Here is a 24,564-nt window from a genome sequence, read left to right on the forward strand (position 1 = left end):
AGCGTGATCGCAGCTTCAGCCGCCCTCGCGAAGATATCGTCCGACCGCCCGGACGAACGTCTTGGCGGTCACGACCGGTGGGGAGCGAATATCACGGCCCATCCCGACTTTCACCAGATAATCTGTGAGTCGCCAGAGGTTATACAGCAGGGCTGCGAACGTGAAGCTGAACAACCGCACACGGTAGTCCTTCGAGGACGTCTTCGGGAGAAATGCCTTCACCGACTTGTACTGGTTTTCGATGTCCCAGCGTCGGCTGTAGCTGTTGGTGACGTGCCTGATCTCGTCGGGAGCGACGTGGTCACGGTTGGTCACGAATACGGCGTAATTGCCGTCTGCCCCCTCGTCAGTTGCTGGCACGTACAGGAATCCGGTGGTGTGGTGGAGTTCACCATTGATAGCGAACGGGACATCATGCTTGACAGCGGCGTCAACTCCTTCTTTGCTCTTGATTTTCCCGATCGCCTCGTAATCGTCTTCATACTTTGGCACTGGCGTCATGTACACAAGCCCGCGGTCGTGAATCGTTGCGTATACCTCGTTACTGTAGAATCCTCGATCGAGGAGCACTTCGTCGAGATCGACGTACTACTGGGCAGTCTCCAGTAGTCTATCAACTACGTCCGCCTTCGAATCGGCTGGAGCATCTTCTGGTTCCCACGCAGAGCGTTCTTTGACTGGTTCGATACCCAGGATGATCGGGATATCGTTCCCGACGATCGTGAGCGTCGCAAACGTATACCCGTGCTTGATTTCGCCATTGTCTTTGTACCCGCTGACCATCGGTGAATAGTCTGCCTTCGGAATTTGCCTTTCCTTGTCGATCCACGGCCAGACGTGGTACGGGACGTGTGTAAAGTCAATAGCTGCTGTCACGTGGCGGTCGTCGAACGGATCCTCGTGGCGGATCGTGCTGAGAACGTTCTCGGTTGCAGCGTCGAACGAATCCATCAGAGTCTCACGGAATTCCTCAGTGAAGGCGACGATATCCTCGATACTGTACTCTTGGAGTGGCTGTGGAAGGTCTTGATCGGCTGGCATCGAGAACTGCTTGATCACTCGCAGAAACGTTGAATCATCACAGACGTCGTTCTCGTCGAGGAACCAGCCAGCTTCACCTTCTGAGTGGGCACTTCCTTGTGTCAGACATGCGTTGGCGAACAGATCGAGAATCTGTTCATCCTCTTAGATCCTGTTTCCTGCCCTTCCAGAGTCGAACTCGACGAAGCCGTGGCGACGAGCGAGTTCAACGACCTTGCTGCCATGGTCGTGTACGTACTCACGTGTCGCTGTTGACCGATCTTCAGTCTCCTCGATATCGTTTTCATCGGGTTGTGGTGGAAGCAATACGTCGGTGATGAGGCCCTGATCGTGGGCTTCCAAGAGTATTCCCCGTGCAGCGGCCTCAAGCGTGGTTTTTGTCTGAGCACTGAACTGGCACCAGACGTACGAGATGTTCTGTTAAGCCGGTGGCCTGGTCATTCCGAAGCCTTTCAGAAGTGCTGGGCGATTCGCAAGGCGATCTGCGAGTTTGCTCTGGGTGAAGTCATAGACCGTCTGGTAAATGTAGAGTCGGCCATTGTCGGCTGATCGAACAGGCGTCGGGCTGTGTCCTCGTTCATTGACTCTCCGTAGTAGTCGATCGACTCCTCGAGAATCGGGTCGACCGGCGCGGGGACTGTGATGGGATAGTCTGTGAGTCGTGCCCGAATCGTCTCGAGGGCGTCCCAGAGCGTATCAATCGCATTAGTGCCGAGCATCGGCCGTGAACCGTGGGCCGCCTCACCGGTAGCTTCGAGCGTCAACCAGAGGCTACCCTTGTCGGCGACGGTGATCGACGGGGCATTCAGTGGACCGGTCGGTTCGCCGATCACGCAGGCATCGGCCGTGAGTCGGCCTGCATCGAGTACCGCCTGTAATCCGGCGTCGCCGGCCACTTCTTCGTCGCTGACGAACGCGAACGCGAGCGTCACGGGCGGGCGTCGGTCGGCCACGACGTAAGTGCGGGCGAGTTCGAGCATTGCGGCAACTCCGCCTTTCATGTCCGTCGTCCCTCTCCCGTAGAGGCGATTATCGATGCGCTCGCCGAGCGGGTCGTACGACCAGCCGTCGGGATCGTACGGGACCGTATCGAGATGTCCGCTGTAAAGCAGCGTCGTCGATCGTTCGCCGGGGAGCGTCGCAAGCAGGTTCGGTTTCGTCGGATCGGTCGCCACCCGTTCGGTTTCGAGACCGAGGTCGGTGAGTGCCGATTCGATCCAGTCGACGATTTCGCGGGTATCACCTGGCGGGTTCGACGTATCGAAGGAGACGAGGTCGAGCGTCGTTTCAACCAGCCGTTCCCGAGGAATTTCGGGCGGACGTTCGCGACTGGACATGGAGTCAGTCAGAACGCCTCATCCGGCGTCGGTTCGTCGATGGAGTCGTATTTGTCCTCGAACTCCTGGACGAGCTGGCCCATCTTCGCGTACCAGTCATTGAGTTGGCGTCGCATACCAGTCGCAATCTGCTCGGGATCAGTCGGGGAGTAGACGTGATAGTAGCCGCCCTGATCATAGTTGATCTGTTCTTTTTCGAGCAGGCCACGTCCCAGCAACCGCTGGATCGAGCGGTACGCGGTCGAGCGTTCGCGGTCGATCCGGTGTGCAACCTCGTCGATGGTGAGCGGGTCGTTGCTCTCGACCATCACGCGGTAGCAATCCCTGTCGAGTGGTTTGAGCCCGTGTAAGCATTCGAGCAGCCCTTCACAGGCAATATCACGTTCCAGTTGATCGGTTATCGACGACTGCCTAGTCATACTCGAACGTAAGCGGCGCGCTGGCATAAGATTTGTGCGTATCGTACAATACTAGTTTGGCGAGCGACGAGGACGCTGACTGACGCTTCCAACACAGGCAGTTATTTCGGGTGCGACCGCGATATGAACAGTGTCTGCATCGGTGTATCGGTACGCCTTTCATTTCAGTCGTGTGGGTGGAACCGCTTGACGGCGCGATCGACGGCGTCGGTCTGGCCGAGAAACGTCACACGGTCACCCTCCCGGAGTTCGTGATCGCCTGTCGGAACTTCCGTCGCGCCGTTCCGGTGGGTGAGCAACCCGACGATGACACCGTCGGGAATCTCCGCGTTGAGGTCGGCGATCGTCTTCCCGACGAGGTCCGTGGCCGTCACCTCGATCTCCTGGACGTCGCCGGTGCGGCCGAGTTCGTTCATCCACGCCGACAGCGACGGACGCTCGAGGACGTTCTCGAGCGACCACGCGGTCGCCATCGAGAGGTCGATTGCGTGGACGCCGAGCGATTCGAACGCGTCGACGTTGTCAGGCTGGTTGACCCGAGAGGCGACGCTCTCGACGTCGTATGTCGTCTTCGCGAGCTGGCAGACCAGCAGGTTGACGTCGTCGTCGGGCGTGGTTGCAATGACCGTCTTCGCGTCGTCAGCGCCCGCCTGCTCGAGAACGTCGGCATCGGTGCCGTCGCCCTCAAGCGCGGTGAGACCGCGTTTGCGGGCTTTCTCGACCGCATCGGGATCGAAATCGATCAGTAGTACGTTCTCTCCGTCCTGTTCGAGCCGTTCTGCGAGAGACAGGCCGACCCGTCCCCCGCCGACGATTATCGTGCGCATTGGTGATACCTCGAGTACGTCCGCGATCTGTCGTGCGAGGCCGGCCTGGAGAACGACCGTCGCGAAGATGATGAGAAAGACCGTCCCGGCGAGCAACTGGGCCTCCTGGGGTCGGCCGAGCGCCTGCAACTCGACGGCGAACAGCGTGGCGACGCTGGCGGGGATGATCCCGCGCGGGCCGACCGCACTGAGGAAGAGCCGCTCGTTGCGCGTAAACCGCGCGCCGGTCGTGGAAAGGTAGATCACGGCCGGCCGGAGCACCATCGTGATCGCGACGACGATGGCGATGCCGGCCAGGCCGAGGGCCATGATGTCCTGGAAGTCGATCAGTGCCGCCAGGGCGACAAAGACGAACGAGAGGACGACCACGGAAACGTCGTCGAGGAAGTCGATCACTTCCTCGTGGTACGGGAGATCGACGTTCCCGAGGGCGAAGCCGGCCATCGCGGCCGCGGCGATGCCCGTCTCGCTGGCCAGGAATTCGGCCCCACCGTAGGCGACGACGATCCCTGCGAGGACGATCAATCGTGCGTGCAGCGGCGCTGAACACGGCCGCGAGTTGCCCCGATTGAGGATGAACCAGATTGCCGTTGCGACGGTCCCACCGACGGCGAGGCCGACGAGCAGTCGCCAGGCGAAATCGGCCACGAGGTGAGTGATACTCCCGTCGCCGGCGATCAGCACCTCGAAGACGACGACGACGAGAATCGCCGCGGTCACGTCGTTGATCACACCTTCGCCCTCGAGGACCGAGGCCACGTGATCGCGGACGGTGACGACCTGCAGGATGGGGCCGATCACCGTCGGGCCAGTCGCGATCAACAGCGCGCCGACCAGCAGGCCGACCTCGAGGCTGGTCTCGAGGAACGCGACGACCGCGGCGGCCGTTCCAAGCCACGTGATCACCGCGCCGACCGTGACGAGCCTGGTGAGGGCGGTGGGACTCTCCCGGAGTTTCTCGAGACGAAGGTGATAGCCCCCCTCGAAGAGGATGATCGCCACGCTGACGCCGACCATCGCCGAGAGCCCGCCACCGAACGTCTCACTCGAGACGATTCCGAAGACTTCGGGGCCGATGGCGATCCCGGCGAAGATCAGGAAGAGCACGCTCGGGATGCGGAATCGATCGGCGAGCACGCGGGAGGCGACGCCGAGAGCGAGGATGATCGCGACGATAGTGACGAGTATCACGGGTGACCACCGTCGTCGGATTCGGGGGAACGATCGGTCGTGTTCATCAGTTCTGGCCTGTGACCCACGTTACTCGTGTCCTCCTGCGGTCGCCGATGGACCCACGTCTTTCGTTCGAACTGCCTGTGCACCGTAGTAGAAGATAACGGTCGTGACGAACGCCGACGAACCGACGAGCAAGACGAAACTCGCGGTGTCGAGGATCGGCATCGCGAGCCAGTTCGCGAGTTCGCCGAGACCGACGGCGAGACTCGCGAGCAACAGCATGATACCGAAGTAGATCGTCACGTCGTCTTCGTCGACGTAGGCCGTGGCTCCGGATCCGATCCGGGCACCGAGGGCGCTGCCAGCAAGCAGCGCCGTCACGACGCCGAAGTCCACGACGCCGTCTAACCCGTAGGTGAACGTCCCGACGGCACCGGACATGAGGGCACCGAAGAGGCTCGTCCCGACGGCTGCAGCGAGTGGCACGCCGATGAGGTAGTATATGGCGGGCATACGGATGAAACCACCACCGACGCCGAGGAAGCCGGAGACGACCCCGACGCCGCCACCGACACCGGAGATCGTCCACATCGACGCCTTGCTCCCGTCGGTCAGCGTCACCATCGGTGGGATGTTGTAGGATTTGATCTTCTTTGCAATCTCCGGAATGTCGTCGCCACTCTGCGGTTCGTCACCGTCGTCCGACGACTGATTGATCGCGCTCCGAAGGAACAGCACGCCGATCACCGCCAGCAACACCACGTACGCGGTGCCGACGACGACCTCGGCCTGTCCGATCGCCTCGAGTCCGTAGACGAGCATCTTTCCCGCCTCGATCCCGAGGGCGATCCCGACGAACATCAGCGCCCCCAACTTGTAATCTACCTGGCCGACGTCGTGGTGTTTCATCGTCGCGATGACGGCCGTCCCGAAGACGAACGCCATCGAACTACCGATCGCTACCGGTGCCGGGTATTCGAGGATCAACAGCGCGGGCGTCACGAGGAACGAGCCGCCCATGCCGAAGAACCCGAAGAACACCCCGACCATAAAGCCGAAGCTAACGAATAACACCAGATACGCCACACTCAGTCCCAGTACCTCCATGTTATGCGTTTCCGAGTTTTTCGATGATGGCGGGCCCGATCGTTCGCTCCAGTACGCCGTACCCTGCGTAGAGTGCGACTGCCTGAACGAACACGAGGGCGACGAACCCGATCGCCTGGACCGGTCCGGGAACCATTGCCGCGTCGATCACACGTCATCCCTCCAGTTCGATTGCAGTTGTGTGCGAATCATGGATTGTTGCTCACCTACATCTACCCGATGACCGGGTATAACGCTTTTGGGATCATTGCACAATATTACTGCAGAGAATCCCACGCCTATCCAACGGAAATATTTGAATACGTTATTTGGATATAGGGCCGTCGTAGCTGCCACTCGGTGTCGGTCTCGAGACGCGGCGCGCGCTCGAGCCATCTCCGGGTGGTCCACCTGCCAATCGTCGCCGACGCACCGTGCCAGTGGTAATCAGTACCACTGAACTACTCGGGACCGACTCGGTCCTACCGTCGCTGACCGTCGAACGAGTACGCCCCAGCGGTGCCGATCGCCACAGAGGGGTATTGGACAACCCAAACAATATTATGCCGTCCGTCCCTAGACCGCGTATGAAAGCGGTCGTAGCCACTGATCTGTCGGCGGCGAGCGAGGCCACCATCGAGAGCGAAACCTGCCTCGCGTGCATCGGTCGAATCGGCATCGACGAGATCCACCTCGTGACGGTCGTCCCGTCGAACGTCCACGCGGGCATGCCCGGGATCGACTTCGAGGAACGCCGACGGCAAGCTCTCGAGCGCTACAGCCGCGTCATCGAGGACGCTGGCTTCGACGTCGAAGCCCACGTCGTTCGGGGAACGCCACACCGACGGATCCGCGGTATCGGCGAGACGATCGGTGCATCGTTGACGATCGTTGGTTCGCGCGGGCAGAGTCCGCTCGAGAACCGCGTGATCGGGTCGACTGCGCGCAACCTCGCGCGGACGACGGTGACGCCGCTGCTGGTCAACCGGATCGAACGCGAGGCCGACGACCCCGAGGTGCTCCGGGAACACCTGTTCCGCCGGATGCTGTTCGCGACGGACTTCTCGGAGAACGCCGACCACGCGTTCGACTCCTTCTCGTACCTGCGTGGGGCGACGAAAGAGGCGACCCTCGTGCACGTCCAGACGCCGAAAGACCCCGGTCTCGCCGACGACGATCCCGAAGACCGCCTCGCCGAAGTCGCAGACCAGCTCGAGGGCTGGGGGATCGAGACCCGGACGGACGTTCGGCAAGGCGACCCGGCAGACGAGATCCTCGCTGCCGAGGAGGAGTATCGACCGACGACGATCCTCGTGGGTTCGCGGGGACACAGCCGACTTCGACGCCTCCTGCTCGGGAGCGTCTCCGAAGACCTGGTCGCCCAGGCGAACGGGAACGTGATGCTCGTACCCCCCGCGAGCGTGTGAGAACAGTCACTCCTTCAGATTCGAATCCGTTCGCCAGAAACGTCGTCGACGCCCGAAATCGTGTCTACCCGACGCCGGCTGCCATCGGTGCCAGTACATCACCTGTTGTCAGGAGGTGAACCGGCAATGATCTATGAATCGCCGCTCGAACCAGCACCAATGGGCCCGGCCATGAACAGACTCGAGAGCGCGGCGAGGACAAACAGGAGTACCGTGGCGAGTTCCATCGGTGGTCGAAACGTGTAAAAGTGTTAGTCAGCCCCTGCGGCCGCCGTCTCCGACGCGGCGCGCTGGCTCCGCCAGTAGCCCTGGATGTAGGCGCCGACGAACATGCCGGCGAGTGCCCAGAGGATCGTGACGTTACCGACGCCGAGGCTGGCATAGGCCGCGCCGGGACAGATCCCAGACAGGCCCCAGCCGACGCCGAAGATCGCGCCGCCGATCAGGACGTTGCGATCGAACGATTTCAGCCGTCGGCCGTAGGTGTCGCCCGTCAGCGGTGCGCGGTCGAATAGTCGGGGCACCAGCGCGAAGGCGATCCCGGTGACGACCGCCGCGCCGCCCATCACGAACAGCAACCCGAAGTCCTCGAACTGCAGGAAGTTCAGCACGACCTCGGGACGGGCCATGTGGCTGAAGCCGAGGCCGAAGCCGAAAATCAGTCCGCCGACGAAGATCAGCGGCATGAACAGAGGGTGTCGATTTCGACTCATATCACGGACTCACCCCCAGTGCCATCACGACCTGGGCCGTCCCGATCGCGACGATCAGGAACGTTACCACACCGACGATCGACGTCTTCGAGGCCGAGCCGACGCCACAGACGCCGTGGCCCGAGGTACAGCCCTTGCCGATACGGGTGCCGATGCCGACCAGGATCCCACCGAGGAACAGCCGCCATGGCTGGACGTCGGTCAGCCAGAGCGAGAACCCGCCGACATCGTACAGTTCGCCGGTTGTCCCCGATTCGTAGAGCCCGCTCGAGACCAGTCCCGATTGGAAGGTCAGCGCGTAGACGAACGCGCCGGCGATGATCCCGAGGGTGAAGACGACCCGCCAGTCCCGGGAACTGACGTACTGCTGGAACCGCGACTGATCCGAGACGTAGGATAGCGTCGACTCGAGGAACGTACTTGCCCCGGCTGGAATACCGGTGCCGAGGTAGATAACGACGGCCCCGAGGCCGACGAGCAGCCCGCCGACTGCGTACCGGCTGATGCCGACGGGGAACAGCGTCTCGTACAGCGCGGGTGCGAAGAGTTCAGTTACCATTCAACGTGGGTTGAGTTAGTCACCTGCCAGCGACTCCTGGCTGGCAGCGCAGTTGTTCGGGCCGAGCTCGAGTTCGAACGCTTCTTCGTCGCCGGTCTCCTGTTGACCGAGGTTCGTCGCGATGATCTCCTCGTAGTTGGCCGGACGGGGCGGCATGTCCGAGAGGATCAACTCGACGAACTCGGCTTCGTCTATTGTCAGGGCGGCCATCTCCTCCTCGAGCTGGCTGATCGGTGCCGTGTACGTCCCGTCTTCGGCGGGATCGGCCGAGTCGCTGAAGTGGGCGCCGCCGACGAGGGTCTCGTCGGGCAGCGAGAGCACGCGCTCCTGTAGGGACTCGTAGAGCTGTTTGGCGGCGTCTTCGGCGCCCTCGTCGCCCTCCTCTAAGTCCGGGCGGGCAACGCTTTCGACGAACAGCCCGTCGCCGGTCGCGAGTAGTTCGCCGTCGATCAGGTACGAGGTCATCCCGGAGGTGTGGCCGGGCGTGGAGACGGTTTTGATGGTTGCGTCGCCGACCTGGAACTCGTCGCCGTCCTCGGCCAGCGTCAATTCGTCGGCGTAGGTGACGCCACGGTCGACAGCGGCTGCGGGGATGACGCCTTCGACGCCCTCCTCGGCGAGGTTTCGAAGGCCCGAGATGTGGTCCGCGTGGATGTGCGTGTCGATTGCGTATTTTAGGTCAACGTCGAGTTCTGCCGCGTCCTCGAGATAACGGTCCGTAAACGCGCGCAGCGGGTCGATGACGGCCGCCTCGTCGCCGTCGACGGCGAGATAGCCCAGGCAACCGCTCGAGGGGCGTTGATACTGGTACAGCGTTCCCGCACCGTCGTAGCGCTCGACCTCGACGGCCTCGTAGATACGCGCCCAGCCGTTCATCCCATCTTCGAGGTGGTTCACGTCGTAGCCGCGTTCTTTGAGCGAACCGGCGACGAACTCGCTGGCACCGCCTTTCGCGCAGAGAACCGTCACTTCCCGATCCTCCGGGATCTGTGCGAGGACGTCCTCGTCGATCTCCTCGTCTAAGAACTCGAAGTACGGCACGTTGATCGACTCGACGTTCTCGCCGTCGATCTTCCACTCCTCGTAATCCGACTCCATCCGCGCGTCGAGTAGCGTGACGTCTTCTCCTGCGTCGATGCGTCCTTTCAACCCGTCCGGGGTCATCGATTCGATTTCGACATCCGGCGTTGGAAAGTCCATGTCGTCCATGTTGTACACTGCTCAGTATCGGCTCCGCGGTCTTAAGCGTTCGCATAGTATTTCCTAAACTATACAATACAGCTATGGGGTTAAGGGGGGTGAATAATTTAGATATCGCGTGTATGTACATTTCAGACGCAAATACAGGTATCCCACAAAAGACGGATGTTCGTATACAGTGCAATAATCGACATCCTTTTATGGGAGCGTCCGATATTGTGTGATAGCTCCAATACAGAGCACAGAGATAACCTATGAGTTCGGAATACGACACCACGAAGACGCTCGACGTGAAAGGCCAGTCCTGCCCAATGCCCATCGTCAAGACCAAGCAGGCGATCGACGACCTCGACGCTGGGGACGTGCTAGAAGTCGTGGCGACTGATTCAGGCAGCATGAGCGACATTCAGGGTTGGGCGGATGGCACCGACGGGGTCGAACTCCTCGACCAGGTCGAGGACGGGGACCTCTACACCCACTACGTCAAGAAAACGGAGTAACATGAGCACGGACAACCAATCGACGACGGACGCCGACGCTGATCCTGGCTCCGACCCCGAGACGGAGTTCGACGCCGCCGAGTTGCAGGCGCTGCGCGAGCGCGTCGACGAACTCGAGGAGTCGATCGCTGACGCAGAAACGGGCGACGACCAGAAGAAGATGACTATCGTCGCCACGCAGGGGAGTTTCGACATGGCGTATCCGCCGCTAATCCTTGGCAGTACAGCTGCTGCCTTCGGCTGGGACGTCGTCGTCTTCCACACGTTCTGGGGACTCGACATTCTCCACGAGGAGAAGTCGAAGAACCTCAAACTGAGCGCCGTCGGCAACCCGAATATGCCAGTCCCGAACGCCGTCGCTGCGATCCCCGGCATGGACCGGATGGCCACGCGCATGATGGAGAAGAAAATCGACGAGAACGGGACGGCCACGATCGAGGAACTGATCGAACTCTCGCTCGACCAGGGCGTCGACCTGCAGGCCTGCCAGATGACGATCGAGTTGATGGAATACGACGAGGACGACTTCTACGACGGCGTGACGACCGGCGTCGGCGCGGCGACCGCACTCCAGCACATGGCCGAGTCCGATATCCAGCTACTGGTCTGACACATGATCGAATCCGAACCGTACGACGACCCGCCGGAACCGAAGACGAAACCGAGCCTGCGCGTCGTCGAACGGATCGCCGAGGCGGAGGGGACCGACCCAGCCGAACTGAAACCCCCGCTTGGCGACGTCGTGGACGCAAGCGCGCTCGATCGGCTGTTCGAACCGACCGGACGCGACGACGCCATCCGCCGCGGCAGCGTCTCGTTTCGCTACTGCGGGTACGACGTGACGATCCGCCCGGACGGCCGCGTCACCCTCGAGTAACGAATCTGGCGAGTTTTTCGCGGTCGAACGCGAGTGTCCCCAATCGAGAGACCCCGGTCCGCCAACGGACCGAACCGCCGATCGAGGCCGCCGTTCGGTAGCTCTAGCTGGCAGTTCCCAATATTGGGTTACCCACGAAATACTTCATGTGCTCCCGGTCGTACCGTCGCCTATGACAGCACCGTTCGTCATCGTTGGCGGAGACGCGGCTGGAATGAGCGCCGCGAGCAAGGCAAAGCGCGAGGGTCCAGACCGAGACGTCATCGTCTTCGAGAAGGGCGAGTGGGTCTCGTATGCGGCCTGCGGGATGCCCTACTACGTGAAAGGCACTGTCGAGAACCTCGAGGATCTCGTCGCCGTGACGCCAGAGGAGTTCCGCCAAGAGCGCGACGTCGACCTCCGAACGGGCCACGAGGTCGTCGCAATCGATCCTCAGGCGAAGACCGTCACCGTCGAGGCGAACGGTGAACGGTTCGATCAGCCCTACGGCGATCTTCTGCTCGCGACTGGCGCTCGTGCGATCGAACCGCCGTTCGACGGGATCGACCTGGGGGGCGTGTTCACCCTCCGTAGCATGGACGAGGCGGACGCGATCGAAGATTACGTGACCGCGATCGATCCGGAGTCGGCGACGATTGTCGGCGGCGGCTACGTCGGCGTCGAGATGGCCGAGGCACTCGTCGAACGCGGCGTCGATGTTTCCATCTTCGAGATGCTCCCGCACATCCTCCAGCCGTTTGGCGAGGAGACGGCCCGCGTCGTCGAGGACCACCTCTGCGAGCAGGGCGTCGACCTTCACCTCGAAACGGCCGTCGAGGAGTTCGCCGGCGGCGATGCGATCAACTCGGTCGAACTTGAGGACGAAGGAGCGGTGCCGGCGGATATCGTCATCGTCGGTGTCGGGGTCAAACCCAACGTCGAACTCGCGGAAGCAGCCGAGATCGAACTCGGTCCGACGGGTGCGATCGCGACCGACGAGTACGGACGCACCAACTTTGAGGACGTCTACGCCGCTGGCGACTGCGCCGAAGCGACGAACGTCGTGACTGGCGAACCCGATCACGTCCCGCTGGCGCTGACTGCGAACCGAACCGGCCGAGCGATCGGTTCGACGGTCTCAGACGACCCGACACCGACCGGCGGGACGGCCGGCACTGCGATCGTCAAGGCGTTCGACCTCGGTGCGGCCGAACCGGCGTGACCGATCCAGACCGCGCCCGTGAGGCTGGGTTCGACCCGGTTCATGTGACGATTGAAGTGCCGACGCGGTCCCACTACTATCCTGGTGCGACTGACCTCACCGTAACGTTGGTTGCCGATCGGGAAACCGAACGCGTACTGGGTGCGAGCCTCGCCGGCCAGGATGGTACAAAGCGAATCGACACGGTCGCGACCGCCGTGACAACCGGGTTAACAGTCTCCAAGCTCCAGAACCTCGATCTGGCGTACGCGCCCCCGTTCAGTCCTGTCTGGGATCCAATCCTCACCGCCGCAAAGGTACTCGCGGAGAAACTCGATCCGTAAGCCGATCTAGCACATGGGTGCGGTCGATTCACCGACTTGACTCGATCGGTAAACGCAGCTATCGATCGAGTTGGGTGTACTACCGACATCATCACTATAATCAGTGGACAAACTGGCCAATATTCGTACGTTGATGGTTTGTCCGCCCCCAAAGTCTTCCAGGTGTGCTGTATGCATTCTAGTGGTTTGTAGATATTCACATCCCGATATTGTGGTGCTGAGAGCAGTAGAAAACGTATCGCGGTATTCAGTTTATCATCCTCCGCCAGGCGATTCGCCCCCGAGCACCGGGGCGGAACATCACTCCTCGTCTTCGTCGTGCTCGGGATCACCTCCCGTCGAATCCTCGTCGTCGATCGGGCCGCCACCGCCGCCGTTCGAATCGCCGGCTTCGTCGGGATGATCGAGCTGGTCGTCATCGTTTGCACCGTCTTCACCGGGGCCCTCGTCGCCGCATCCCGCGAGTGCTGCCATCGAACCGGTTGCGATCAGTCCGGAGAGCCTGAGCGTTCGTCTCCGACTAAACGTCGACGTCGTGTCTGACATGGTCGTCTCACGATCTTGTCCGGTGATCCGTATACCGGCCGTGCTTGCAGCCCTTGGTCCCGCCTCGAGCGCTCCCCGGCTTAGTGACTACCCATCGAGCAGCCACCGATAGCGCGGGTGGATCCACGACCACTCCTGGTCGACGATCCAGTCGCGGAGTCGTCGCCGATTCGCGACGTCAGGTACCGTTCCCGCCAGCGTAGACGGCGGCTCTTCCGTGATCGATTTGTACACGATCGATCTCGTCGCCGTACAGTAGAACGACGCTCGCGTACATTCGTCCTGAAGACCGACGAGGTAACGATTGATCTGATCTTCCTCGAGTAGGTACTCGCTCACCGCCTCGACGTCGACCGCGGTTCTGTGATTCACCGCGCTGATCGCCTCGACCAGGTCGGCTCTGAGTCGCCGCTCGTGATCGCTGTGCATACTCGCCGAACGTGGGCGATGAGTAAAAGCAAGTACCCGGCAACGATCACGTTCGTTGGTTTCTCCCGACTATCAACCGTGCTCTGTTCCGGCTGTTCGCGCTGTACGCAGGGGGTGAGAACTACGTTCGTCCACTCCCTCTCGCTTACGGGACTCGCTCGAGAGCGCGCTCGAGGTCGTCGCCGTCGCGCCAGCGGTGGGTTCGATCGGCGTTTTCGAGCAAGCGGAGGTGTGAGGCCGCCATCCCGTTGTCGTAGCGGGTTCGCTCCGTCTTCTCGTCGTCGTACGTGCGTTTGAGAACCCAGACTTTTCCGCGGACGTTCTCGTGAAACAGGTATCCCATCTCCCAGACGTAGCCGCCCTCGTAGTCTTCGACGACGAGTACGACGTGGGTCGCACGGTCACAGAGGTGTTCGTACAGCGACGCCCAGAGTGCGAGCTCGTCCGGCGTCAACTCGAAATCCTCGAGGCGAAACGCCGTCGCGTCCGGGCGCGACTCGAGGCGGTCGTACACGCGCATTCGTCTGTCGGCGACGTCTCCGTCACCCCCAGCACCCAGTACGAGGTATCGTCGTTCGGCGTACGCGATCGTCCGGAACCGGTTACCGTGCAGGAGCGACTTCAGCCGTTCGTGTTCCTCGTAGGTCAGCGCCAGTCCGTCGGTATCGATGCCCTCCGGAGCGGTTCCGTCGTCGCTCATTGATTCAACGATGACCTCCCGGAATTTGTACCTGTTCTTTCGTCGGACCGTCCGAATAGTAGCTCGACTCTCGTCCTGATGTCTTTTGTTATTACTGTCCTCAGCTATCGGAGTGTTTATGCGGGTCGCGCTCGTAGAGTCGCGTATGCGACCGCCGACCGAACTGGACGGTGACGACACCTGGCACGTCCTGCAAGTGGTGACCGAAGAGAGCCGTGCGAACATCGTCGCCGACGTCGTCGGTCATCCGAAAGGTGCCCCGAGCGTCGACGAACTCGCCAGGACGAATCCGAGCCTCCAGAAGGACACCATTCGCGGGCATCTCTCCGTCTTGAAGAACGCGAACGTCGTCGAGGAACGCGTCGTTCCCGTCGGCCAGCGCACGCGGGGCTACCCGTACAAGTTCTACCAGCTGACCGACGACGCGAGGGAGCTGTTCGACCGCAACGGTCTCTTTCCAGAAGATTCCTGGACGCGCCAGTACGACCGACTCGAGAAGGATCCGGAGCTTCGCGAACTCGAGGCGATGCCCCGCCCTGATCCTGGCGGTGAGCCGAGCGACCGAAGCGAAGGGGCGTCGGCCGACTGATCGACTAGTCGTTCGGTCACTTCTCAGCGCGGCTCCCGTACGCGGCCGTCGATCGGGACGTGATCGATTCGCCGTTTGTGCTGTCGTCTACCGTCCTCATCCACGTCGTTCAATCGGCCACGCCACTTCCAGCGTTGTTCGTGAACCGTCGTGGATGTCGATCACTGCTCCCGTTCGTGAACGTCTTCGATTGAGTACACCGGTGCACTCCGTCGGTCCCACTCGTTCTCGAACGCTCGTACTGAATCTCCGCCGTTGATCAGCCTCGCTACATCTACCCAACTCATCCATCATTCACACTCATCACTCTATGTACACACGTTCATCCGTGAATGAGATCATCCCATTACTCACACTCGCGACCATAGTTCCTGAATTTCTCTCACTAAGCCCATTCCTGAATGGTGTTCATTAGTTGTGTTCATCGATGGTGTTCATTGTGTGTATTCATGAATCCTGTTCGGTGACACAACAAATTATATACTCCACTGAATGTGTCTTACGAACTTTCAAGGTGGATGACCTTCATGGAGTTCGTATGTTAGCGTACTCGACGTACAGCGAGGCGGGCGGTGTCGGAAAAACGACGACGGCGGCCAATCTGGCCGTCGCACACGCTCGAGCGGGCCTCAAGCCGCTGGTGGTTCCGCTCGACCCCCAGGACGGCGACCTGTCGCGGCTGTTCGGCGTCGACGACCAGCGGACGGAGCCGGTCGACAACCTGGTCCGGCACATGATCCGCCGGCCCAAAGGCGAGTTCGACGACCTCGTTCGATCCGTCGAAGGCGTCGACATCGTTCCGGAACACAACATGCTCTCGGATCTCACCGAGTACCTCCAGCGCGAGAAAGATCAGGCCGAAGCGATGGGCGAGGCGTTCGGCATGCACGCGCAGTTGCTGCGGGTCCTGCGGGAGGCGGGCGTTCCGGAAACGTACGACGTGCTCATCTGTGATCCGCCCGCGACGGAAGGCCCCCACCTCTACAACGCGATCCACGCCACCCGGTCGCTGGCGATCCCCGTCGAACCGAGCGCGAAAGGACGAGCCGCAGTCGAAGGTCTCGAGTCGCTCGTCGCCGGACTCGAGGACCAACTCGACGTCGAGGTCGGCGTCCTCGCGGCGATCCCGATCGGCTTCAAGAACACCCGCGATCAGCGGACGATCCTCGACGAGATCGAGTATCCGGTCCCCGAGGTGATCGGCGAACGCGCCTCGCTGATGGAGGGCTGCTGGATGCAACAGTGCTCGGCGTTCACCTACGTCCGCGAGCACCGCGACCGAACTCGCGACTACGAACTCGAGACGCTCGCGCAGTTCGATCGGATCGCCCGCCACCTCGAGCAGACGGTCGGACTCGAGGCGCCGAACCCGCCGGAGCCGGGCGAACTCGAGTACGAGGTGGCCTCCGCATGACCGGCATGAAAGAGGGTGCCGGTGAGAATCCGTTCGCCGACGACCCCGCTCCGGTCGAATCCACCGAGAGCCGGGAGTCGTCGTCCGACGACTCCGATCGCTCGAACGACGCGGATGACGCGGAGGACGTGACCGAGACGACGCGAACCGACCGATCGAGTTCCGGAGGCGGAATTCAGATCCCGTACAAGTACCGCCGGGACGGCGTCCAGGACGGCCGCGACCGCGTCCCGCTGTTTCTCCACGAGGAAACGAAGACGGCCGAACGCGACGCACTCCGTGAACTCGAGGACAGGTTCGACGACGACGTTTCGCTGACGGACCTCCGCGAGGCGCTCGTGAAAGTCGGCGTCGACCACCTCGACGAGGTCGAAGATCAACTCGAGGAGTGGGGATACGGAATTACGTTCGACGACTGACGTTCGATTTCGAAATCTCCGAACCCGTTGGCAGCCGCGGTCTCGTGTGGTTCAGGATCGATCTCGAGGTGAATTCGAAAAACCCGTTTCGTCCGAACTCCGGGTCGTCAGGGCTGTACCGTGACCGAATCGTCGGAGACGACCGTCCACGAAGCGGGATCGATTTCGTGGCCCTCGACCGAGGACTGCTCTGGGTAGGCCGTACAGACGATCCGTTCGGTTCGTTCGAGCAAGTACTCGACGAGCAGATTCAGGTTCTTATCGGTCAGTCCGCCGAGGCTGTCGATCAGGATGACCGGCACGCGCTCGTCGACGTCGTAGGCGTCGTACCCTGCCAGCGCCGCGACGATTCCCAGCAGAACGACTTCGCCCTCGCTGAGCGCCTCGAGCGAGACCTCGCGGCCGTCGCGTGCGACCACGAGATCGAAGTTCGAGGTCAGCCTGGCGCTCTCGTAGCTGGTGTCGAAGCGGTCGATGATTTCGGCGATCGATTCGCTGAACGACTCGCGCGTCTTCGCTTTCATCTCGTCTCGTCGCGATCTGAGCTGTGTGATCTCCTCGGAGAGCGACTCGCGCTCCGATTCGAGCGACGGCCGCTGATCGGCGCGATCCTCGAGCGTCTGAATCCGACCTTCGGCGTCCGAAATCCGCGATTTCGTGTACTTGATCTCGCTTTCGAGTTCCGTCACCTTGTCTTCGGTCTCGCTGACCGACTCCTGGAGTTTCTCGATGCGGACTTCCGTCGACTCGAGCGATTCCCGCGTTTGTTCGAGCGTCTCTCGACGATCCGTGAGCTTCGTCTCGAGGTCTTCGATCTCGCTCTCGAGCGTTTCGGCCCGTCGCTTCGCCCGGCGTCGGTCTTTCTGTGCCTGTTCGGCGGTCCGAACGCGCTCGCGGAGTTCGCTGGCTTCGTCCTGTAACTCCGAGATGCGACCCTGTAACGCCTCGAGCGAGCGTTGGACCGCTTCCTCGTCGGTCGTTCCCTCGCAGACCCAGCAGTCGAAGGAATCCTCGAGCAGTCCGCGCTCGACGTCGGCGAGTAGCTCGAGTCGGTTCTCGTCGACGATCCGCTTGTTCGCCGTGTACACCGATCGAAGCAACTCGACGTCGGCTTCGAGACGCTGAAGCGTCTCGTTGAGTACCTGGACGTCCTCCGCATCGCCGTCGACCTCGGGAAGTTCGAGTTCCTCGCGCTCGGTTCGGCGCTCCTCGAGTCTCCCTTCGATGCGGTCGATGCTCGACTCGATACGATCGATCTGACTGCGGAGGTTCTCCCGCTGGGTCCGGGCGTTGCTCAGCTCCTCACGGCCGGTGCCATCCGATTCGGGCTGAGAGACCTCCGCGCGTCGAGCTTCAAGCGATTCCAGTTCGTCTTGCAGCGTCGTCAGCTCCGATTCCGCCGCGATCAGCTCTTCGGCGGCCGATTCCGCGCGGGCGAGTTCCGACTCGACCGCGTCTCGCTCGGCTTTCAACTCGGCGATCTGGTTGTCGATGTTTTCGAGGTCGAGGGGCTTCGTCAGCAACTCCTCGAGGTTTTCTTCGTTTCGAACCGCACGCCGAATCGGGTTCGATTCGTCGAGAAAGGCGTAGAGTTCCGCACAGGTTCGATCGTACTCGTTTTCCAGGTACGGCGTTCCGTGGCGGACGATCGTTCCGTTCTGATCGGTAAAAGAGACGGCGACCTCTCCGTCGTCGGACTCGAGGACGACCTCCCCCTCGTCAGCGTTTTCGGTCAACGGCTTTTCGGTCCCCATCGCGGCTTCGATCGCCATGATGAGACTCGATTTCCCCTGCCAGTTTTCGGCTCTGACGGCGTTCAACCCCCGTTCGATCTCCGCTTGCCCCTCCAGGATACCCGCGATATGATCGATCTGCAGCGTCCAGCTCATACTTTCAGTCGTCCACGCACTAGCTTAAATGTGCGGGCTCTCTGGTACAGCCTCGAGCGAGTTACACAATTCAGCTCGAACGGGCGGGACTGCTCGTAAAACGCAAAGAAACTCGCGCGTCAGACTCCGAACGAGGGCATCTGCTGGCGCGGGACCGAGGTCGCCCAGTAGAACGTCTCCTCGCTGCTCGTATCGTTGACCTGGATGACGGCCTCGTCCTCGACCGCCTCCGAACGGTGGTCGGCACAGACGTAGCCTCGATTCATCGCGACGTCGAACGGAACCCGCGTCGGACACTGTCCGCAGCACAACTGAACTTTGATCTCGACGTCGACGTCTTCGTCTTCGTCGATCTTCCCTTTGGACATGAGGGAGTTGACGGCGCTCTCGACTTTCTGTTTCGTCCGATCGCAGGCGATGTCGACGCTGGTTAGCTCCCAGTTCGTCGAGGCCTCTTTTTTCTCTTTTTCCTCGCCGAGACACTCGTTGAGGTGGTTTCGCATCGTACTCCAGGAGATCATATCGTCCAGCAGCGCTTCGGCGTCGATGCCGTCTGCCTCGAGATCGTCGATCGTGTCCATTTTGACGAGGCCGTCGTCAGTCAGCGCCTCGAAGTCGCTCTCGAGTCTGTTCCCCATCGCGTTGCGTCCGGATCGATCGTAGGCTCGTTTCAGGAGTCGCTTGTTGAACCACTCGGTGAGCGTTCTGTAGCCGACCGATTGCGTGTCGTCGTCTCCGAGCCATCGCGAGAGGAGGTAGTCGTCGAGGGAGTCGTCTGCTGGTCGCGGTGAATCGAGATCGTAGTCGTCGATAAGGGTACCGACTTTACAACAGTCCGCGTCGTTCATTGGACGGAAGTAGCCGGTGCATATACATAAATCTGGCCCACATGATTGAACATTGTAAATAGCGCATCGTTCGCCGAAAGACTCTCGCCCATTCCGAATCGATCCCGTCGACACGCCGTGGGATAAGTACTAAACTACTGACTGGTCTGGTATAAGAACGGATTATTTATGGTTACGAACCCATGTGTCTCTTTCCGTATCAGCACCAAAATCAGAATATGAGTCGCCACTTTCGACATTTAACGGAAGTGTGGCGGAAGATGTTTGGTTATTCCACGTCCTACGTTAGGTCTCCCACTTGATGTGTTCGAACACGTTCATACATTCGTCGCAGTGATATTGCGACTTGAGAATCGTGCTGCCGAACGCGCTTTCGAGTGACGTGTCGGTACTACCACAGTATGGGCACTCGGCGCCGTCCGTTTGCTGATTCGTGACGCGAGAGCGGGTCGTATTCTCTGACATTATCCGGCGAGGTACCTGTGCTGGCGGCCCGTTACTTCGTCGACTGTCCGTTCGAACGCTGACTCCGGTGGTGATTGTCGCCGCGTCGAATCGTCCCACTCGTCCCACTCGAGATCGACGTCCGGAACGTCGTACCCGTTAGACTCGAGGAGGGAAGTGATATCCGAGAGGAACTCTTCGCGCAGTTCGCTGTTCGAGCGTTCGAACGCGTCGGCGTCGACGAGCGCTTCGCTGCCCTCGTCCCGTCCGAGCCACTGGGCGACCTGTGGAACGAACGAATCGAGGGCGTCCTGTAGTTCTTCTTTCGGGAACTCGTCCTGTTGCTCGTCGGCGTAGACGCCCAGCCAAACCTGCCCGTGCTGGATGTGCTGGGACTCCTCCTGGAGAACCTTCTCCGCGATGCCCGAAAGCTCGTCGACCGAGCTGTTCTGCAGGTTCTCGAAGACGAGGACGGTCGCGTAGTCGAGGACGGCGAGCGAGGCGATGATCTCGGCCCAGTTGTCCAGTTCCGTATCGAGCACAGACGGGCTTCGCCACTCGTCGACCGACCGCTCGTAGAGGAGGTCGTCGACCGACGTGTCGCCGAGATCGGCGGCGGCCTTGTAGGCGGCTCTGGCGTGGCCGAGTTCGTCCTGGATGATCGACGAGAGCGCGATGTCCTCCTCGATGTCCGGCGCGCCGAGCATTCCCCACTCGGAGTACCGGTGTGCGGTGATGAACTCGGTGTCGGCGAGGGTCAACGCGAGATCGTACGCCGCTTCGCGCGCTTCACTCGAGAGTGCTGTATCGGAGCTCATTATCGCTCACCTGCCTGCGTGGTAAATCCGGCGGGCGGGGCTTCGAGTTCGCCGACGTCGTCGTACTCGTGGCCCGGATCGCCGCTGACTTTCAGGATGTTTTTTCGGTCGACGACGAACATGACTTCCCAGTCCTCCTCGTCGTAGAACATCTTCGCGTACTGCTTTGCGAACTCGTCGCTCGGCGCGTCGACGCTGCCGATCGACTGGAGCGGTTCGCCGGCGTTGATCCGTGCGAATACTTCGTACGTACGTTTTCCTTTCATGCGACTCCCTTGACGGTCTGGATGTGGTCGACCGGTCCCGGCGATTCCTTCCACTCGCTGTAGACGCCTTTCCAGTCCATGTCGAAGGTGACGTCGTACTCGTCTTCGTCCTCGTCGTGGCTGATCGGGATGTCGACCTCGAGGGGCTCGAACGTCTGGTAGACCTGCTTGAGCCACTCCTGGCGGTGTTCGTAGTTCGTTCCTTCACGGAGGTTGTACTTGCGAATCTGCTGGATCGCTTTGCCTTCCTTCTCGGGGTGGCCGAGGAAGGCGATGGCCTTGGGGAACATCTTGTCGACGGCGTCCTCCAGCGCCTGCTGTTGCTCGGGGGTGCCGCTGCCGAGGCGTTTGAACCACATGTCGCCGAGGCGCTTGTGGAATCCCTCCTCCGCGACGACCTTTCGTTCGTACCGCCGCCACGGACCGAACGAACAGTTCTCCTCGATGTCGCCGATCTGGATCGTGCCGGCGCGGTCGTAAAACCCGACGCCGCAGGCGAATTCGGCGAAGTTCTCGAACGGCTCGTCGAAGACCCGCATGTTTCGCCACTCGGTCGGCTCGCGCTCGTACATGAGCGCTTCCTTGTCGAAACCGAGGTCGGAGAGCACCCGGTATCCCAGGTTCGCGTGGCCGATCTCGTCCTGGACGACTGCGCTTCCGGAGATCTTGGCGTCCAGCGTCGGCGCCTTCTGCGTCGCCGCGGGGTGGTACGCACACGCGCTCATGATCTCCGTGTCGTGCTGGGTGAGCATGAACTCGACAAGCGTCTCGAGGTACCCCGGACTCATCTCTTCGATGGTCTCGATCGTCTCACCGCGGGAGACGCGGCTCACGACCTCGTCATCGTCGGCTTTACACTGAGCTTTGAGCTCCTCTAACTGACGTTCTACGACGCCCATATCACCTACTACTCGTGGCTGCATCAATATAGTTCTTGCTAAGAATGCAGGAGCGCTGTAGTTGCGCGACCGTTGATAGAGAGACGAGCGCATACCTCCTTTTTCCCGTGAGTGAGGAGTGCTCCGACACCTGTCGGAACCGAGGAGCGAACAGGCGGGGGTCGAGCGGACAGCATAATGTGACAATCCACCGTTCTGTTGCAGTGCCGGATTTCCCCACAGTTTCACTTCCACTCCGGACGGCTGACGTATTTACTGATCACAACCGAACGGTGTTATACGGCAACGATGGGTAAACTCACGAAGACGCTCGAACTGAAGCTTGTGGACCCAAACGCCCACAAGCGACAGAAGCTTCGTGAGACGCGGGACGCTTACCAGCAGGCACTTCAGGAGGCGTTCGCCGCTGGCTGTGACACACAGTCAGCGGCGAACGACGTGGTCGTCGAGTACGACCTGAGCGGCTACGCGAAAAACGCCCTCAAGAAGTACGTTCCACAACTCTGTGGCAACAGCTACGACGCCGACGAGTTGCATGACGACCACCCGGTGCGGTTCACCAACGAGGGACTGCAACTCGACCACCAGCCTCAGAACGCTCTCGAGTGGTACGTCAAAATTCCACACCACGAAGACTACCACCTCTGGATTCCGGCACAGGCCAATCCCGACCAGCGAGAGTGGCTCGAAGCGTTGTACGCAGACGACGCCGAGATGGGTGAAAGTCGGCTCTTCGAGCGCGACGGGACGTGGTATCTCCACGTCACTGCCACCCGCGACGTAGAAGTCCAATCCGAGACGTCCGCTGACGAACGAACGCCGATTGGTGTGGACATCGGAGAAGCGAGTCTCGTCACGGTGTGTCACCGTGATGAGAGCGGTTCTCCAGTTCGCCCCCACCTGTGGGCCGACGACGGCAAAGCCGTTCGTCGGCTCCGCAAGACCTACTTCACCGCTACAAGACGGCTGCAGCAGCGTGGCAGCGAGCGAATCGTAGCGTCCTACGGTGACGCACTGTGGGTCCAGATTGACGACGTGTTCCACCGTGTAACTCGCGAGGTCGTGGAGTACGCCGAGTCTGTCGAGGATCCAGTGTTGGTGCTGGAAGACTTGACGTACATCCGTGAGAACATGGACTACGGCGCGTACATGAACCGGCGGTTGCACGGATGGGGTTTTGCCAAGCTCCACGCACAAATTCGCTACAAAGCCGCCGAGAAGGGGATTCCCGTCGAGACGGTGAATCCCCAGAACACGTCGAAGGCGTGCCACGCCTGCGGAGAACACGGCTCCCGGCCACGACAGGCGACGTTCCGTTGCTCGAACGACGGCTGTTGGGTCGCTGAGTACCAAGCTGATGTGAACGGGGCGATAAACATTGCAGACCGCTACCGTAGTGGAGAGAGTCACCGCCAAATCGACCGGGAAGACGATTCCCCACAGAAGGCCGGTGACGATGACTCGGCTACGGATGGGGCCTGTTTGACCGGGCCACAAGACAGCCACACAGATGCTGAAACCCAGCAGGTGACACGTGGAACGTATGCGTCTTGAAACTAACAGGCCGCTACACTCGGCCTGAAATCCCATGGTGGGATTCCTCCGCGTGAACGCGGAGGAGGAGGTCAAGTACGTGGTTGCAAACCGGCGGTCTCGCGGTTCCGTGGGTCCGACGGCGTCGTCCGGAACATTCATCACCGCACAGCGAAACCCCACGGACGATGTTCACGCACACCGTGACGGCCAGGTTCGAAGACATCGACTACGCCGGACGCGTCTTTTACGGCCGACTGTTCAACTACGTCCACGTCGCCGAAGAGGAGTGGTTCGACGAGATGGGGTACCCGATTCCGAAGCTCGACGAGGAACTCGGCGTGCTGTTTCCGATCGCACACGCCGAAGGCGACTTTCGGGGCCCGATCGAACTCGGCGACGACGTCGAGGTTCAGGTCGGCGTCGACTCGATCGGAACGAAGTCGTTCGACGTGCGGGCGCTCGCTCACAACGTGACGAACGGGTACGAAGCGTTCGAGATCGAGTTGACGCGAGTCTGTCTCTCGACCCGCGAGCCGGGGACGACCGTCGAGATTCCCGACGAGTTCCGGACGGCGCTCGAAGCCCACGAGTGGGACTGATCGTCCGACTTGTGCGACCGTCGTTCGACCCGAAGGTATATTATCGAGACGGCCTTACGAGCGGGTAATGGCGCAAAGTGAAGCTACATCCACCGCCGAGAAGTGCCGCGTCGCACTCGAGGACGTGCAGGATCCGGAACTGCCGATCAGTATCGTCGACCTCGGGCTCGTCTACGACATCGAGTACGCCGACGGTCACGTCGACGTCGACATGACGCTGACCGCGATGGGCTGTCCCGCCGCACAGCTCATGGTCGACGAAGTCGAGGATCGCCTGCTCGAGCTCTCCGACGTCGAGAGCGTCGACGTCGACATCGTCTGGGACCCGGTCTGGACGAAAGACAAGATGACCGAGACGGGCAAACAGCAGCTCCAGTCGCTCGGCATTTCGGTCTGATTCACCGCCGTTCTCGCCGCGCTCGCGACTCCTCTCCGCCGTCACCCTCCGAGACGTCTCCCCGATCCGCCGTCTCCGCTCTCGA

General features: G+C 61.1%; 26 protein-coding genes and 3 pseudogenes. 11 read left to right on the forward strand and 18 right to left on the reverse strand.

The window, feature by feature from the left end:
- Positions 1-15 precede the first annotated feature (15 nt).
- The 6 genes and pseudogenes from EA472_RS23375 to EA472_RS22345 all read right to left on the reverse strand — a co-directional run.
- Positions 16-1,575, reverse strand: a pseudogene (locus EA472_RS23375) (transposase); the annotation flags it as partial.
- Between the two features lie 2 nt (positions 1,576-1,577).
- Positions 1,578-2,378, reverse strand: a pseudogene (locus EA472_RS02925) (M20 family metallopeptidase); the annotation flags it as partial.
- A gap of 8 nt (positions 2,379-2,386) precedes the next feature.
- Complete coding sequence (locus tag EA472_RS02930) at positions 2,387-2,797, reverse strand: helix-turn-helix domain-containing protein (RefSeq protein WP_124190019.1); 411 nt, start codon at positions 2,795-2,797, stop codon at positions 2,387-2,389.
- Between the two features lie 164 nt (positions 2,798-2,961).
- A complete protein-coding gene (locus EA472_RS02935; RefSeq protein WP_124190402.1) occupies positions 2,962-4,812 on the reverse strand; it encodes a cation:proton antiporter domain-containing protein in 1,851 nt (616 codons plus the stop codon).
- Between the two features lie 72 nt (positions 4,813-4,884).
- Positions 4,885-5,907, reverse strand: coding sequence for a sulfite exporter TauE/SafE family protein (locus EA472_RS02940; protein WP_124190020.1), 1,023 nt, complete (start codon positions 5,905-5,907; stop codon positions 4,885-4,887).
- 1 nt (position 5,908) lies between these two features.
- On the reverse strand, positions 5,909-6,058 hold the full coding sequence (locus EA472_RS22345; RefSeq protein WP_165874798.1) for a DUF7512 family protein: 150 nt from the start codon (positions 6,056-6,058) through the stop codon (positions 5,909-5,911).
- A gap of 415 nt (positions 6,059-6,473) precedes the next feature.
- Between EA472_RS22345 and EA472_RS02945 the strand changes: the two genes are divergently transcribed.
- Positions 6,474-7,313 (forward strand): universal stress protein, encoded by an 840-nt coding sequence (locus EA472_RS02945; RefSeq protein ID WP_124190021.1) that lies wholly within the window; start codon positions 6,474-6,476, stop codon positions 7,311-7,313.
- Between the two features lie 251 nt (positions 7,314-7,564).
- On the opposite strand, the gene EA472_RS02950 is transcribed toward EA472_RS02945, so the two are convergent.
- Genes EA472_RS02950 through EA472_RS02960 form a run of 3 tightly spaced genes read right to left on the reverse strand, consistent with a single transcriptional unit; the run spans position 7,565 to position 9,794 of the window.
- Complete coding sequence (locus tag EA472_RS02950; RefSeq protein WP_207891115.1) at positions 7,565-8,026, reverse strand: YeeE/YedE family protein; 462 nt, start codon at positions 8,024-8,026, stop codon at positions 7,565-7,567.
- Between the two features lies 1 nt (position 8,027).
- On the reverse strand, positions 8,028-8,585 hold the full coding sequence (locus tag EA472_RS02955) for a YeeE/YedE family protein (RefSeq protein WP_124190022.1): 558 nt from the start codon (positions 8,583-8,585) through the stop codon (positions 8,028-8,030).
- Between the two features lie 15 nt (positions 8,586-8,600).
- The gene (locus EA472_RS02960) at positions 8,601-9,794 is read right to left on the reverse strand and encodes an MBL fold metallo-hydrolase (protein ID WP_124190404.1); all 1,194 of its coding nucleotides are present in this window, start codon (positions 9,792-9,794) and stop codon (positions 8,601-8,603) included.
- A gap of 245 nt (positions 9,795-10,039) precedes the next feature.
- On the opposite strand from EA472_RS02960, the gene EA472_RS02965 reads away from it, so the two are divergent.
- The 4 genes and pseudogenes from EA472_RS02965 (at position 10,040) to EA472_RS02980 (ending at position 12,686) form a co-directional block, all read left to right on the forward strand.
- Positions 10,040-10,285 (forward strand): sulfurtransferase TusA family protein, encoded by a 246-nt coding sequence (locus tag EA472_RS02965; protein WP_124190023.1) that lies wholly within the window; start codon positions 10,040-10,042, stop codon positions 10,283-10,285.
- Between the two features lies 1 nt (position 10,286).
- The gene (locus EA472_RS02970; RefSeq protein WP_124190024.1) at positions 10,287-10,895 is read left to right on the forward strand and encodes a DsrE/DsrF/DrsH-like family protein; all 609 of its coding nucleotides are present in this window, start codon (positions 10,287-10,289) and stop codon (positions 10,893-10,895) included.
- A gap of 3 nt (positions 10,896-10,898) precedes the next feature.
- Complete coding sequence (locus EA472_RS02975; protein ID WP_124190025.1) at positions 10,899-11,162, forward strand: HalOD1 output domain-containing protein; 264 nt, start codon at positions 10,899-10,901, stop codon at positions 11,160-11,162.
- 172 nt (positions 11,163-11,334) lie between these two features.
- Positions 11,335-12,686, forward strand: a pseudogene (locus tag EA472_RS02980) (FAD-dependent oxidoreductase).
- A gap of 300 nt (positions 12,687-12,986) precedes the next feature.
- Here EA472_RS02980 and EA472_RS02985 read toward each other — a convergent pair.
- The 3 genes from EA472_RS02985 to EA472_RS02995 form a co-directional block, all read right to left on the reverse strand.
- Positions 12,987-13,232, reverse strand: coding sequence for a hypothetical protein (locus EA472_RS02985; protein ID WP_124190026.1), 246 nt, complete (start codon positions 13,230-13,232; stop codon positions 12,987-12,989).
- Positions 13,233-13,319: 87 nt separating this feature from the next.
- Complete coding sequence (locus EA472_RS02990; protein ID WP_124190027.1) at positions 13,320-13,661, reverse strand: hypothetical protein; 342 nt, start codon at positions 13,659-13,661, stop codon at positions 13,320-13,322.
- 145 nt (positions 13,662-13,806) lie between these two features.
- The gene (locus tag EA472_RS02995) at positions 13,807-14,361 is read right to left on the reverse strand and encodes a hypothetical protein (RefSeq protein ID WP_124190028.1); all 555 of its coding nucleotides are present in this window, start codon (positions 14,359-14,361) and stop codon (positions 13,807-13,809) included.
- A gap of 145 nt (positions 14,362-14,506) precedes the next feature.
- Between EA472_RS02995 and EA472_RS03000 the strand changes: the two genes are divergently transcribed.
- From EA472_RS03000 to EA472_RS03010, 3 genes are all read left to right on the forward strand, one after another.
- Positions 14,507-14,950 (forward strand): helix-turn-helix transcriptional regulator, encoded by a 444-nt coding sequence (locus tag EA472_RS03000; protein WP_243637765.1) that lies wholly within the window; start codon positions 14,507-14,509, stop codon positions 14,948-14,950.
- A 538-nt stretch (positions 14,951-15,488) separates the two neighbouring features.
- A complete protein-coding gene (locus EA472_RS03005; protein ID WP_124190030.1) occupies positions 15,489-16,364 on the forward strand; it encodes a ParA family protein in 876 nt (291 codons plus the stop codon).
- Positions 16,361-16,783 (forward strand): hypothetical protein, encoded by a 423-nt coding sequence (locus EA472_RS03010; protein WP_124190031.1) that lies wholly within the window; start codon positions 16,361-16,363, stop codon positions 16,781-16,783. The genes EA472_RS03005 and EA472_RS03010 overlap by 4 nt, the downstream gene beginning before the upstream one ends.
- Positions 16,784-16,890: 107 nt before the next feature.
- On the opposite strand, the gene EA472_RS03015 is transcribed toward EA472_RS03010, so the two are convergent.
- The 6 genes from EA472_RS03015 to EA472_RS03040 all read right to left on the reverse strand — a co-directional run bounded on the left by EA472_RS03015 (position 16,891) and on the right by EA472_RS03040 (position 21,947).
- The gene (locus tag EA472_RS03015) at positions 16,891-18,672 is read right to left on the reverse strand and encodes an archaea-specific SMC-related protein (protein ID WP_124190032.1); all 1,782 of its coding nucleotides are present in this window, start codon (positions 18,670-18,672) and stop codon (positions 16,891-16,893) included.
- A gap of 119 nt (positions 18,673-18,791) precedes the next feature.
- Positions 18,792-19,520 carry a rod-determining factor RdfA gene (rdfA, locus tag EA472_RS03020; protein ID WP_207891116.1) on the reverse strand — a complete coding sequence of 243 codons (729 nt, stop codon included), beginning with the start codon at positions 19,518-19,520 and terminating at the stop codon, positions 18,792-18,794.
- Positions 19,521-19,805: 285 nt separating this feature from the next.
- Positions 19,806-19,985, reverse strand: coding sequence for a PaaD-like zinc ribbon domain-containing protein (locus EA472_RS23495; RefSeq protein WP_124190033.1), 180 nt, complete (start codon positions 19,983-19,985; stop codon positions 19,806-19,808).
- Positions 19,985-20,782 carry a 1,2-phenylacetyl-CoA epoxidase subunit PaaC gene (locus EA472_RS03030; RefSeq protein ID WP_124190034.1) on the reverse strand — a complete coding sequence of 266 codons (798 nt, stop codon included), beginning with the start codon at positions 20,780-20,782 and terminating at the stop codon, positions 19,985-19,987. The genes EA472_RS23495 and EA472_RS03030 overlap by 1 nt, the downstream gene beginning before the upstream one ends.
- Positions 20,782-21,048, reverse strand: coding sequence for a hypothetical protein (locus tag EA472_RS03035; protein WP_124190035.1), 267 nt, complete (start codon positions 21,046-21,048; stop codon positions 20,782-20,784). Before EA472_RS03035 ends, EA472_RS03030 begins: the two co-directional genes overlap by 1 nt.
- Positions 21,045-21,947, reverse strand: a complete 903-nt coding sequence (locus EA472_RS03040; RefSeq protein ID WP_165874799.1) for a 1,2-phenylacetyl-CoA epoxidase subunit PaaC — start codon at positions 21,945-21,947, stop codon at positions 21,045-21,047. The genes EA472_RS03035 and EA472_RS03040 overlap by 4 nt, the downstream gene beginning before the upstream one ends.
- Positions 21,948-22,235: 288 nt before the next feature.
- On the opposite strand from EA472_RS03040, the gene EA472_RS03045 reads away from it, so the two are divergent.
- From EA472_RS03045 to EA472_RS03055, 3 genes are all read left to right on the forward strand, one after another.
- Positions 22,236-23,501: an RNA-guided endonuclease InsQ/TnpB family protein gene (locus tag EA472_RS03045; protein WP_124190037.1), complete on the forward strand. Its 1,266-nt coding sequence runs from the start codon at positions 22,236-22,238 to the stop codon at positions 23,499-23,501.
- Between the two features lie 167 nt (positions 23,502-23,668).
- Positions 23,669-24,082 carry an acyl-CoA thioesterase gene (locus tag EA472_RS03050; protein ID WP_124190038.1) on the forward strand — a complete coding sequence of 138 codons (414 nt, stop codon included), beginning with the start codon at positions 23,669-23,671 and terminating at the stop codon, positions 24,080-24,082.
- Positions 24,083-24,149: 67 nt separating this feature from the next.
- Complete coding sequence (locus EA472_RS03055) at positions 24,150-24,479, forward strand: metal-sulfur cluster assembly factor (protein WP_124190039.1); 330 nt, start codon at positions 24,150-24,152, stop codon at positions 24,477-24,479.
- The last annotated feature ends 85 nt before the right edge of the window (positions 24,480-24,564 follow it).

Origin of the sequence: Natrarchaeobius oligotrophus, assembly GCF_003841465.1 — an archaeon.
Taxonomy (GTDB): domain Archaea; phylum Halobacteriota; class Halobacteria; order Halobacteriales; family Natrialbaceae; genus Natrarchaeobius; species Natrarchaeobius oligotrophus.

Coding starts and splice junctions, on each gene's coding strand:
- EA472_RS02990 (WP_124190027.1), bottom strand. CDS start 13,661: ATGCACAGCGATCACGAGCGGCGACTCAGAGCCGACCTGGTCGAGGCG.
- EA472_RS03055 (WP_124190039.1), top strand. CDS start 24,150: ATGGCGCAAAGTGAAGCTACATCCACCGCCGAGAAGTGCCGCGTCGCA.
- EA472_RS02940 (WP_124190020.1), bottom strand. CDS start 5,907: ATGGAGGTACTGGGACTGAGTGTGGCGTATCTGGTGTTATTCGTTAGC.
- EA472_RS02955 (WP_124190022.1), bottom strand. CDS start 8,585: ATGGTAACTGAACTCTTCGCACCCGCGCTGTACGAGACGCTGTTCCCC.
- EA472_RS03030 (WP_124190034.1), bottom strand. CDS start 20,782: ATGAGCTCCGATACAGCACTCTCGAGTGAAGCGCGCGAAGCGGCGTAC.
- EA472_RS03015 (WP_124190032.1), bottom strand. CDS start 18,672: ATGAGCTGGACGCTGCAGATCGATCATATCGCGGGTATCCTGGAGGGG.
- EA472_RS02965 (WP_124190023.1), top strand. CDS start 10,040: ATGAGTTCGGAATACGACACCACGAAGACGCTCGACGTGAAAGGCCAG.
- EA472_RS03000 (WP_243637765.1), top strand. CDS start 14,507: ATGCGACCGCCGACCGAACTGGACGGTGACGACACCTGGCACGTCCTG.
- EA472_RS02960 (WP_124190404.1), bottom strand. CDS start 9,794: ATGGACGACATGGACTTTCCAACGCCGGATGTCGAAATCGAATCGATG.
- EA472_RS03045 (WP_124190037.1), top strand. CDS start 22,236: ATGGGTAAACTCACGAAGACGCTCGAACTGAAGCTTGTGGACCCAAAC.
- EA472_RS03050 (WP_124190038.1), top strand. CDS start 23,669: ATGTTCACGCACACCGTGACGGCCAGGTTCGAAGACATCGACTACGCC.
- rdfA (WP_207891116.1), bottom strand. CDS start 19,520: ATGAACGACGCGGACTGTTGTAAAGTCGGTACCCTTATCGACGACTAC.
- EA472_RS03035 (WP_124190035.1), bottom strand. CDS start 21,048: ATGAAAGGAAAACGTACGTACGAAGTATTCGCACGGATCAACGCCGGC.
- EA472_RS03040 (WP_165874799.1), bottom strand. CDS start 21,947: ATGGGCGTCGTAGAACGTCAGTTAGAGGAGCTCAAAGCTCAGTGTAAA.
- EA472_RS02970 (WP_124190024.1), top strand. CDS start 10,287: ATGAGCACGGACAACCAATCGACGACGGACGCCGACGCTGATCCTGGC.
- EA472_RS03005 (WP_124190030.1), top strand. CDS start 15,489: ATGTTAGCGTACTCGACGTACAGCGAGGCGGGCGGTGTCGGAAAAACG.
- EA472_RS02930 (WP_124190019.1), bottom strand. CDS start 2,797: ATGACTAGGCAGTCGTCGATAACCGATCAACTGGAACGTGATATTGCC.
- EA472_RS02975 (WP_124190025.1), top strand. CDS start 10,899: ATGATCGAATCCGAACCGTACGACGACCCGCCGGAACCGAAGACGAAA.
- EA472_RS03010 (WP_124190031.1), top strand. CDS start 16,361: ATGACCGGCATGAAAGAGGGTGCCGGTGAGAATCCGTTCGCCGACGAC.
- EA472_RS02945 (WP_124190021.1), top strand. CDS start 6,474: ATGAAAGCGGTCGTAGCCACTGATCTGTCGGCGGCGAGCGAGGCCACC.
- EA472_RS02995 (WP_124190028.1), bottom strand. CDS start 14,361: ATGAGCGACGACGGAACCGCTCCGGAGGGCATCGATACCGACGGACTG.
- EA472_RS02950 (WP_207891115.1), bottom strand. CDS start 8,026: ATGAGTCGAAATCGACACCCTCTGTTCATGCCGCTGATCTTCGTCGGC.
- EA472_RS02985 (WP_124190026.1), bottom strand. CDS start 13,232: ATGTCAGACACGACGTCGACGTTTAGTCGGAGACGAACGCTCAGGCTC.
- EA472_RS23495 (WP_124190033.1), bottom strand. CDS start 19,985: ATGTCAGAGAATACGACCCGCTCTCGCGTCACGAATCAGCAAACGGAC.